9 protein-coding genes are annotated in these 8,769 nt (G+C 66.9%); 3 read left to right on the top strand and 6 right to left on the bottom strand.

Features of this window, described 5'->3' with window-relative positions; genetic code table 11:
* Positions 1-14: 14 nt before the first annotated feature.
* The 4 genes from E8A12_RS08440 to gyrA all read right to left on the bottom strand — a co-directional run bounded on the left by E8A12_RS08440 (position 15) and on the right by gyrA (position 4,856).
* The gene (locus tag E8A12_RS08440) at positions 15-452 is read right to left on the bottom strand and encodes a peptidylprolyl isomerase (RefSeq protein WP_293367591.1); all 438 of its coding nucleotides are present in this window, start codon (positions 450-452) and stop codon (positions 15-17) included.
* A 104-nt stretch (positions 453-556) separates the two neighbouring features.
* Positions 557-1,447, bottom strand: a complete 891-nt coding sequence (locus E8A12_RS08435) for a peptidylprolyl isomerase (protein WP_293367589.1) — start codon at positions 1,445-1,447, stop codon at positions 557-559.
* A gap of 47 nt (positions 1,448-1,494) precedes the next feature.
* A complete protein-coding gene (coaD, locus tag E8A12_RS08430) occupies positions 1,495-1,989 on the bottom strand; it encodes a pantetheine-phosphate adenylyltransferase (protein ID WP_293367587.1) in 495 nt (164 codons plus the stop codon).
* A gap of 77 nt (positions 1,990-2,066) precedes the next feature.
* A complete protein-coding gene (gene gyrA / locus E8A12_RS08425) occupies positions 2,067-4,856 on the bottom strand; it encodes a DNA gyrase subunit A (RefSeq protein ID WP_293367585.1) in 2,790 nt (929 codons plus the stop codon).
* Positions 4,857-5,100: 244 nt separating this feature from the next.
* On the opposite strand from gyrA, the gene E8A12_RS08420 reads away from it, so the two are divergent.
* The 3 genes from E8A12_RS08420 (at position 5,101) to E8A12_RS08410 (ending at position 7,803) form a co-directional block, all read left to right on the top strand.
* Positions 5,101-6,162, top strand: coding sequence for a 2OG-Fe(II) oxygenase (locus tag E8A12_RS08420; protein WP_293367583.1), 1,062 nt, complete (start codon positions 5,101-5,103; stop codon positions 6,160-6,162).
* Positions 6,162-7,280 carry a 2OG-Fe(II) oxygenase gene (locus E8A12_RS08415; RefSeq protein WP_293367581.1) on the top strand — a complete coding sequence of 373 codons (1,119 nt, stop codon included), beginning with the start codon at positions 6,162-6,164 and terminating at the stop codon, positions 7,278-7,280. The genes E8A12_RS08420 and E8A12_RS08415 overlap by 1 nt, the downstream gene beginning before the upstream one ends.
* A 70-nt stretch (positions 7,281-7,350) precedes the next feature.
* Positions 7,351-7,803 (top strand): DUF3617 family protein, encoded by a 453-nt coding sequence (locus E8A12_RS08410; protein WP_293367579.1) that lies wholly within the window; start codon positions 7,351-7,353, stop codon positions 7,801-7,803.
* Between the two features lie 4 nt (positions 7,804-7,807).
* On the opposite strand, the gene ssb is transcribed toward E8A12_RS08410, so the two are convergent.
* Together ssb and E8A12_RS08400 are read right to left on the bottom strand one after the other, a co-directional pair.
* The gene (ssb, locus tag E8A12_RS08405) at positions 7,808-8,287 is read right to left on the bottom strand and encodes a single-stranded DNA-binding protein (protein WP_293367577.1); all 480 of its coding nucleotides are present in this window, start codon (positions 8,285-8,287) and stop codon (positions 7,808-7,810) included.
* A 124-nt stretch (positions 8,288-8,411) separates the two neighbouring features.
* A partial coding sequence (locus E8A12_RS08400; RefSeq protein WP_293367575.1) for a hypothetical protein occupies positions 8,412-8,769 on the bottom strand: 358 nt, incomplete at its 5' end.

The following is an 8,769-nucleotide window of genomic DNA, read 5'->3' as shown; positions in this document are numbered from 1 at the left end:
CCTAGGCTTCAGCCTCAGGCGTCCGCGGCCACCTTCATCGAGACGATCTTGCCCGGCTCGCGCGGCGGCTCACCCTTGGGCAGGGCGTCGACATGCTCCATGCCGTCGGTGACCTCGCCCCAGACCGTGTATTGGCCGTCCAGGAACGATGCGTCGTCGAAGCAGATGAAGAACTGGCTGTTCGCCGAGTTCGGACTGGCGCTGCGCGCCATCGAGGCCACGCCGCGCACGTGCGGCTCGCGGGAGAACTCGGCCGGCAGGTTCGGCTTCTTCGAGCCGCCCATGCCGGTGCCGGTCGGATCGCCGCCCTGGGCCATGAAGCCCGGGATCACCCGGTGGAAGACCACGCCGTCGTAGAAGCCCTCACGGGCCAGTTCCTTGATGCGCGCCACGTGCTGCGGCGCCAGGTCTGGGCGGAGCTTGATGGTCACCGTACCGGCAGGAAGCTGCATGATCAGGGTATTTTCATCGCCCTTGCTCGTGGCGGCGGCCTTGGGCTTCGGGGCGGCTTTCGCAGGGGCCTTGGTGGCGGATTTCGCCTTGGCTTTGGGGGCCATCATTTCACCTCAACAGGAATTTCGACGTCGCAGGCTGTGAAGTCCGCGCCCTTGGCGGCGCGGACACGTTCAATCTCGCTCTTGAACCAGGCGCCCCTGGTGTCGACCACCCGGATCTTCGGGCGCGTCGCCTCCGGCAAATCGGCCAGCACGCGGACATGTTCCATATAGTCCTGGGGCTGTTCGACCGGCTCGCCGACCTTGATCGCCCGCACCACGTCCTGGCCGCTGATCACCCGGCCCCAGGCGGTGTATTTCTTCTCGAGCGATGGATAGGGATAGCGCATCACGAAAAACTGACTGTTGCCGCTGTCGGGATTGTCATCGCGGGCCATGCCCATCACGCCCTGACAATAGAGCGACCAGGCGGTGACCTTCTGGTCCTTGGTGATCGCCCCCAGCGCCATCGACTGGCTCTCCACCGGCAGCGACTTGATGAAGCCGATCTCGGCCACCGTCTGGTCGGCGGCCATGACGAACGGCAGCTCGGACCCGCGGCGGAAGGTGAACTCCGCGGGGATGTTCGGCTTGGAGGAGCCACCCTGCCCGTTGTTCTGCGGGTCTCCGGTCTGGTCCATGAACTTGTCGATGACCCGGAAGAACTTGAGCCCGTCATAGAAGTTCTCGTGCGCCAGGGCGCGGATCTGGGCGACATGCAGCGGCGCGGCCTCGGGGATCATCTCCACGACGATCTGGCCCTTGTTGGTGTCGATCACCAGCACGTTGTTCGGGTCAGGCGTGCGCCAGTCGGCAGCGCCGGGGCCGGCCGGCGTCGCGGGCGCAGCGGGTTTGGCTGGGGCTGCGGACGGCGCCTTGGCCTTGTCCTTCGGGGCGGCGGATGCGGAGACGGCGAGAGCCGCGGCGCAGGCGGCGAACAGTAGGGTTCTCATGAATCTCATTCGTAATGGGCCGGCGGGCGGGACGCCAGCGCTGCGGCTCAATCGCGGGCGGCCTTGGCCAGCAGCCGGTCCTTGACGCTGGGGCTGACGAACTTCGCGACGTCGCCGCCCAGCACGGCGATCTCCTTCACGAGCCTCGAGGCGATCGCCAGGTGGCGAGGATCGGCCATCAGGAACACCGTCTCAATGTTGCGGTCGAGCTGCTGGTTCATCGCGGTGATCGCGAACTCGAATTCGAAGTCGGCCATGGCGCGCAAGCCACGCACCATGATCCCGGCGCCGATCTCATGGGCGAAGTGCGTGGTCAGGCCCTCGTAGGGCTGTACGACGATCTCGGTGGATTTGCGGAAAGGCTCCACCGCCTCCTCGACCATGGAGACTCGCTCCTCGAGGGCGAACATCGGGGTCTTGCCAGTGTCGATAGCGACGCCCAGCACAAGCTTGTCCACCAGCTTCACGGCGCGGCCGATGATATCGGTGTGGCCGTTGTGGATGGGATCGAAGGTGCCCGGATAGAGCCCGACGCGGGTCATGCGGCTTGGTCCCCCAACAACCTGACGTCGCCTTTCGCCGCCGCGGACGGTTCTGGCAAGGAGAAACTTAGCCGGGCCTAGGTTTCCGGCGCGTCCGGAGCTTCTCCACCTTCGCCGGCGTCACCCTCGACCTCCGCTTCGGCGTCGTCCTCACCCGTGTCGGCCAGGCGCTCGACCGAGACCACGTGCTCGTCGGCTGCGGTCCTGAAAACGATGACGCCCTGAGTGTTTCGGCTCGCGAGACGGACCTTGCGGACCGGCGAGCGGATCAACTGGCCCTGATCGGTGACCATCAGCATCTGGTCGCTCTCGTCGACCGGGAAGGACGCCGCCAGGCGGCCGCCCTTTTTGGTCAGGTCCTGGGCGATCAGGCCCTGGCCGCCGCGCCCGGTGCGGCGGAATTCATAGGCTGAGGTTCGCTTCCCGTAGCCCTCGGTGGAGACCGTCAGGATGATTTCTTCAGCCGCGCCGAGCTCTGCGATCCGCTCTGGGGTGAGGCTGACCAGGTCCTCGCCATCGGTTTCGTCGTCCTCGACCGCAGGCGCCGTGTCGTCGTTGTCTTCGCCCTCTGCGGCCGTGCGCATGAGCTTGGCATGCTTGAGGTAGGCCGTCCGCTCAGCCGGTGACGCCGGCACCGCGCGCAGCACGGCCATGGAGATGACGCTGTCGCCTTCGGCCAGGCGCACACCGCGCACGCCCGTCGAGTCGCGGCCCGCGAACACCCGCACGTCTTCGGTCGGGAACCGGATGCAGCGGCCGAGCGAGGTCGTCAGCAGAATGTCGTTGACGCCGGCGTTACAGGCGCCGACGCCGATGATCTGATCGCCCTCGTCCAGCTTCATGGCGATCTTGCCGTTGCGGCGCACGTCCACGAAATCCGACAGCTTGTTGCGCCGTACGCCGCCGGAGCGGGTGGCGAACATCACGTCATACTGCTCCCACGTCGCCTCATCCTCCGGAAGCGGCAGGATCGAGGTGATGCTCTCGCCGGGTTCGATCGGCAGGATGTTGACCCAGGCCTTGCCTCGCGAGGTGGGCGTGCCGATAGGCAGGCGCCAGACCTTCAGCTTGTAGACCTTGCCGCCGGAGGAGAAGAACAGCATCGGGGTGTGGGTGTTGGCGGAGAAGACGCGGGTCACCGCGTCCTCGTCCTTGGTGGCCATCCCGGAGCGGCCCTTGCCGCCGTGCTTCTGGGTCCGGTAGATCGACAACGGGGTGCGCTTCACGTAGCCGCCGTGGGTGACCGTGATCACCATGTCGTCGCGGGCGATCAGGTCCTCGTCCTCGACGTCGGCGTCGCCCTCGACGATCTCGGTGCGGCGCGGCACGGCGTAGGCCGTCCGGACATCCACCAACTCTTCGCGGACGATGGCCATCACCGCCTCGCGCGAGGCCAGCAGTTCAAGATAGCCCTGGATGGCGTCGGCCAGCGTCTGGGCCTCGCCGAAGATCTCGTCGCGCCCGAGGCCGGTCAGGCGCGACAGCGTCAGGGCCAGGATCGCCCGGGCCTGCTCGTCCGAGAGTCGTATCTTGTTCCCGTCGATCACCAGGGTGCGCGGATCGGCGATCAGCTCGACCAGGGGCAGCATGTCGCCCGCTGGCCAATCCTTGGCGATCAGCCGCTCGCGGGCTTCCGCCGGGTCCTTGGACGAGCGGATGATGTGGATGAACTCGTCGATATTGGCGACGGCGATGGCCAGGCCGACCAGCACATGGCCCCGGTCGCGGGATTTGCTCAGTTCGAACTTGGTGCGGCGGACCACCACCTCTTCGCGGAAGTCCACGAAGGCGGTGACCATGTCGCGCAGGCCCATCTGCTCGGGCCGTCCGCGGTTCAGCGCAAGCATGTTCACGCCGAACGAGCTCTGCAGCGGGGTGTAGCGATAGAGCTGGTTGAGGATCACCTCGGCGCTGGCGTCGCGCTTCATCTCGATGACGATGCGCATGCCCTGCCTGTCGCTCTCGTCGCGCAGGTCGGAGATGCCCTCGATCCGCTTTTCACGCACCAGCTCGGCGATGCGCTCGACCAGGCCCGCCTTGTTCAGCTGGTAGGGGATCGAGTGGATGATGATCGCTTCGCGGTCCTTGCGGAGTTCCTCGATCGTCGCCACCCCGCGCATGATCACCGAGCCACGGCCGGTCATCAGGGCGTTGCGCGCGCCGGTGCGGCCGATGATCTGGCCGCCGGTGGGGAAATCCGGGCCCGGCACGATGTCCAGCAGGGACTCGAGCGTGACCTCGGGGTCGTCGATATAGGCCAGGCAGGCGTCGACGATCTCACCCAGGTTATGCGGCGGGATATTGGTCGCCATGCCGACGGCGATGCCGCCCGCGCCATTGACCAGCAGGTTCGGCACCCGGCTGGGCAGCACCACCGGCTCATGCTCGGAACCGTCGTAGTTGTCCTTGAAGTCGACCGTGTCCTTGTCGAGATCGGCCAGGATCGACATGGCGGCCTTGGTGAGCCGGCACTCCGTGTAGCGCATCGCCGCCGGGGGATCGTTGTCCACCGAGCCGAAATTGCCCTGCCCGTCGATCAGCAGCAGTCCCATGGAGAAGGGCTGCGCCATCCGCACCAGGGTGTCGTAGATCGCGAGGTCGCCGTGGGGGTGGTACTTACCCATGACGTCGCCGACCACGCGAGCCGACTTCACATAGGAACGGTCCGGCGTATGGCCCTGCTCGTTCATCGAGAACAGGATCCGGCGGTGCACGGGCTTCAGACCGTCGCGGACGTCGGGCAGCGCCCGGCTCACGATCACGCTCATGGCGTAGTCGAGATACGAGCGCTTCAGCTCGTCTTCGATCGCGATAGGGGCGATGCCCCCGTGCCGGTCGGCCGGCGGGGTGGTGTTTTCGTCGGTCAAGGGAGGGATTTAGCCGTTAGAATCGGACTTCGTATGTGGGGTCCACAGTTAGCATTCTGAAGCCCCGGACGCCAACTTTCGTGCGCGCGTACGCGCGCACGCGTGCGCAGGGTCGGTAAGGCCACAGTCTTGCGGAGATTGCGGCGCAGCGTCGCCGGGGCGGTGACCGCGGGCCGGCGGCGTCCTAAGAAGCAGTTCCGACAAGGTTTTGTCCCATGCCGATCTTCTCCTGGCGCCTGCGCCCATGCTCCTGACCCTCGGCGAAGCCGCACCCTGGTTCACCGCGCCGACGCCCTCCAATTCGCAGTTCGTCTTCGACACGGCCGGCGGTCGCTATGTGCTGATGGCCTTCCTGCCGAAGGATGACACCGCCGCTGCGGCCGAGGCCGTGCGGATCCTGGCCACCCATCGCGGGGATTTCGACGACCGGACGCTGAGCGCCTTCGTCATCGTGCGCGACCCGGGCACGGCGGCCAGCGCCCAGGATATGCAGGGCCTGCGCTGGGTGCTCGACCTGGACGGCGACGTGAGCCGCCTTTACGGCGTGCTTGAGGCCGACGGGACCGAACGGCCCATGTGGCTTCTGCTCGATCCCACCCTGCGGGTCATCGGCCGGATGCAGCTGCCCTCCGCCCAGAAAATGTTCGACATGATCGCCCAGTTGCGCCCGCCCGCCGATCACGCCGGCGTGCCGATGCACGCCCCGGTGCTGACCGCGCCGCGCATCTTCGAGCCCGAGCTCTGCCAGCGGCTGATCGCCCTGCACCAGGTTGACGGCGGCGCCTTCACCGGGGTGATGCGCGACGAGGGCCCCCGCACGGTGATGGTGATGGACGAACTGAAGCGCCGCCGCGATGTCACGGTCGAGGATGAGGCGCTGCAGGCGCTGTTGCGCGACCGCATGGAGCGTCGGCTGTTCCCCCTGGTGGAGCGCGGCCTCGGCTTCAGCGTCACCCATATCGAGCGCTATGTGGTCAGTTGCTACGACGCCGAGGATGGCGCCGTCTTCCATCCGCACCGCGATTCCACGACCCAGGGCACCGCGCACCGCCGGTTCGCCTGTTCGATCAATCTCAACGACGATTTTGTCGGGGGCGACCTTCGGTTTGCCGAATACGGCCCGCGCACCTACCGCCCGCCCCTCGGCGGCGCGACGGTGTTTTCCTGCGCCTTGCTGCATGAGGCGATGCGGGTCACCCAGGGCCGGCGCTACGCCTTCTTGCCGTTCTTCTATGACGACACCGGCGCGGAAATCCTGGAAGCCTATCGCCAGCGGGTCGCCGGCCTTGCGGAGCCGGCCGCATAATGGACGCGCAAACCACCCCGGACTGGACGCCGCCGTTCGAAACTGGCGATCCAGCTCCCTGGTTCGACGCGGCCGCGCCCGGCAGCGAGCGCTACTATTTCAGCGCCACGACCGGCCGCTACATCCTGCTGGGCTTCGTGCCGGGGCCGGGCGCGTTGCGCAACGTCGCGTTCAACGCCTTCCAGGCGCATAGGAGCCTGTTCGACGACAGCCATCTGTCGGCCTTCCTCGTGCTGCGCGACGCCGAGTCGATCGAGAAGGCGCGCAACCAGCCACCAGGACTGCGCTGGTTCCTGGACCCCGATGGCCGCGTCAGCCGCCTCTACGGCGCCCTCGACGCCGAGGGCGGCGAGCACCCCTACTGGCTGTTGCTTGACCCGAGCCACCGCACCCTGGCCTGCGTGCCGTTCGGCAAACTCGCCGAGCTCTACGCGCGGATCGCGGCCTTGCCGCCCGTCGACGACTACGCCGGGACCGAGCTCTACGCGCCGGTGCTGGTGCTGCCGCGTGTGCTGGAGCCCGACCTCTGCCGTCGATTGATCGGCCTCTACGAGGCCGAGGGCGGGACGCTCTCGGGGGTGATGCGCGACGTGGACGGACGCACCATCGGGGTGCTCGACGACTTCAAGCGCCGGCGCGACGTCATGTTGAGCGACCCGGACATCCGCAACGAGCTTATGGTCCGGATCCGGTCGTGCCTGGCGCCGGCGATCGAGCGGGTCTTCCAGTTCAAGGCGACCCGGGTCGAACGCTATCTGGTCGCCTGCTACGACGCCGCCGACGGCGGATATTTCCGGCCCCACCGCGACAACGAAACCCTTGGCACGGCGCACCGCCGTTTTGCGGTCTCGATCAATCTCAACGCCGAGGACTTCGAGGGCGGCGACCTGCGGTTCCCGGAATATGGCAGCCGCACCTATCGGCCGCCGACCGGCGGGGCGGTGGTCTTCGCCTGCGGACTGCAGCATGAGGCCACTCCGGTGACCCGGGGGCGGCGCTACGCCTTCCTGCCGTTCCTCTACGACCAGGCGGGCCAGGTGATCCGCGAGCGCAACATGGGTGCGCTGAAGGGCCCCTCGGAAGCGGCCGATTCCCCTGACGCCGCGCCGGCCCCTTGAGCTTTCCACGGCTTGCGCGTTGGATCGACTGCCCCCAACTCCGCCGCATTCCTGTGATTTAGGTCAAACGATGAACCGCATCGCTCCCCTCTTCGCCCTGCCCGTGCTGTCGCTGCTCGCCTTGGCCGGTCCCGCTGCGGCCCAGAAGGCCATCAGCCCCGGCTTTTGGGAGACGACCAGCAAGGTCACCTCGCCCTTCCCCGCCCAGAAGACCGAGCGGCGCTGCATCCAGCCTGCCGACGTCGCCAAGTTCATGGAAGGCAAGATCAACCACATCTACAAATGCACCTACCCGACCAAGGAAATCGGCGCGGGCAAGATCCGGCTTGAAGGCAGCTGCGCCACCAAGGACGGCGCGCCCGTGCCGATCTCAGGCAGCGGCACGTTTACCGGCGACAGCATGCACCTGGAGGCCCGCATCTCCGCCCAGGTCGGCGCCCTGACCGTGCCGGTGCACGCCGTCACTGACGCCAAACGGCTGGGCGACGCTTGCCCGGACCCGGCCGCGGCGCCCGCCGGCTAGGCCGTCAAAAGGGAATTTCGTCGTCCAGGTCGGCGGAAAAGTCCTCGCGCGGCGCAGCGCTCTGGGCGCGCGGCCCGGACGAGAATCCACCGCCAAAGCCACCTTCCTCCCGGGCGCCGCCTTCCCCGTCGCCGCGGCCGTCCAGCATGGTCAGCTCACCGCGGAACTTCTGAAGCACGATCTCGGTGGAGAACTTCTCCACGCCCGACTGGTCCGACCATTTGCGGGTCTGGATCGAGCCCTCGATGTAGATCTTGGCGCCCTTGCGCAGGTACTGCTCGCAGACCTTGACGATATTCTCGTTGAACACCACGACCCGGTGCCACTCGGTCTTCTCCTTGCGCTCGCCGGAACTGCGGTCGCGCCAGGTTTCCGAAGTCGCGACGCGGAGATTCGCGACCCGATCGCCGGAGGTGAGCGACCGGATTTCGGGGTCGGCCCCGAGGTTGCCGATCAGAATGACCTTGTTGACGCTGCCCGCCATGTCGATGTCCTAAGCTTCCGTGGTTGCGGGCGAAGAGCCCGGGCGCAAGCTAGCGATCCGTTAACGGATGAGCAAGGACTTTGTTCCCTTTACGTTCACCTTTCGCGGCAGCCGTCCACAGGCATTATTGCGTCGGCATGGCGCCCGGAATGGCCAGGCGGCCGTCACCGGTGCGCACCAGCGCTACATAGCGCGGGCCTTCCAGACTGGTTGAGGTCAGGACGCCTTCCTGTTGAAGAAACAAGAAATTCGCCTGATAGGCGCCGTAGATATCCTGTTGTGAGCCGCCCATCCGGAGGAACTTCAGCCGCATGGCTTCCAGGTTCGAGGCGCAGGTCTCCAGGTTCGGGGCGTTGACCAGCTTGAAGTACTTCAGCTTGCCGCCCTTCTGCGGGACCACGTGGTAGCAGATCCCCGGATCGCCGGGCGGCTCGGTGCGCTGACTGCAGGCGGACAGGGCTCCGGCGGAGGCGGCGACGGCG

Source organism: Phenylobacterium sp. (assembly GCF_004799395.1).
Lineage (GTDB): Bacteria > Pseudomonadota > Alphaproteobacteria > Caulobacterales > Caulobacteraceae > Phenylobacterium.
Note: the sequence above shows the minus strand (reverse complement) of the source record. Positions and strands in the feature narration are given on the sequence as shown.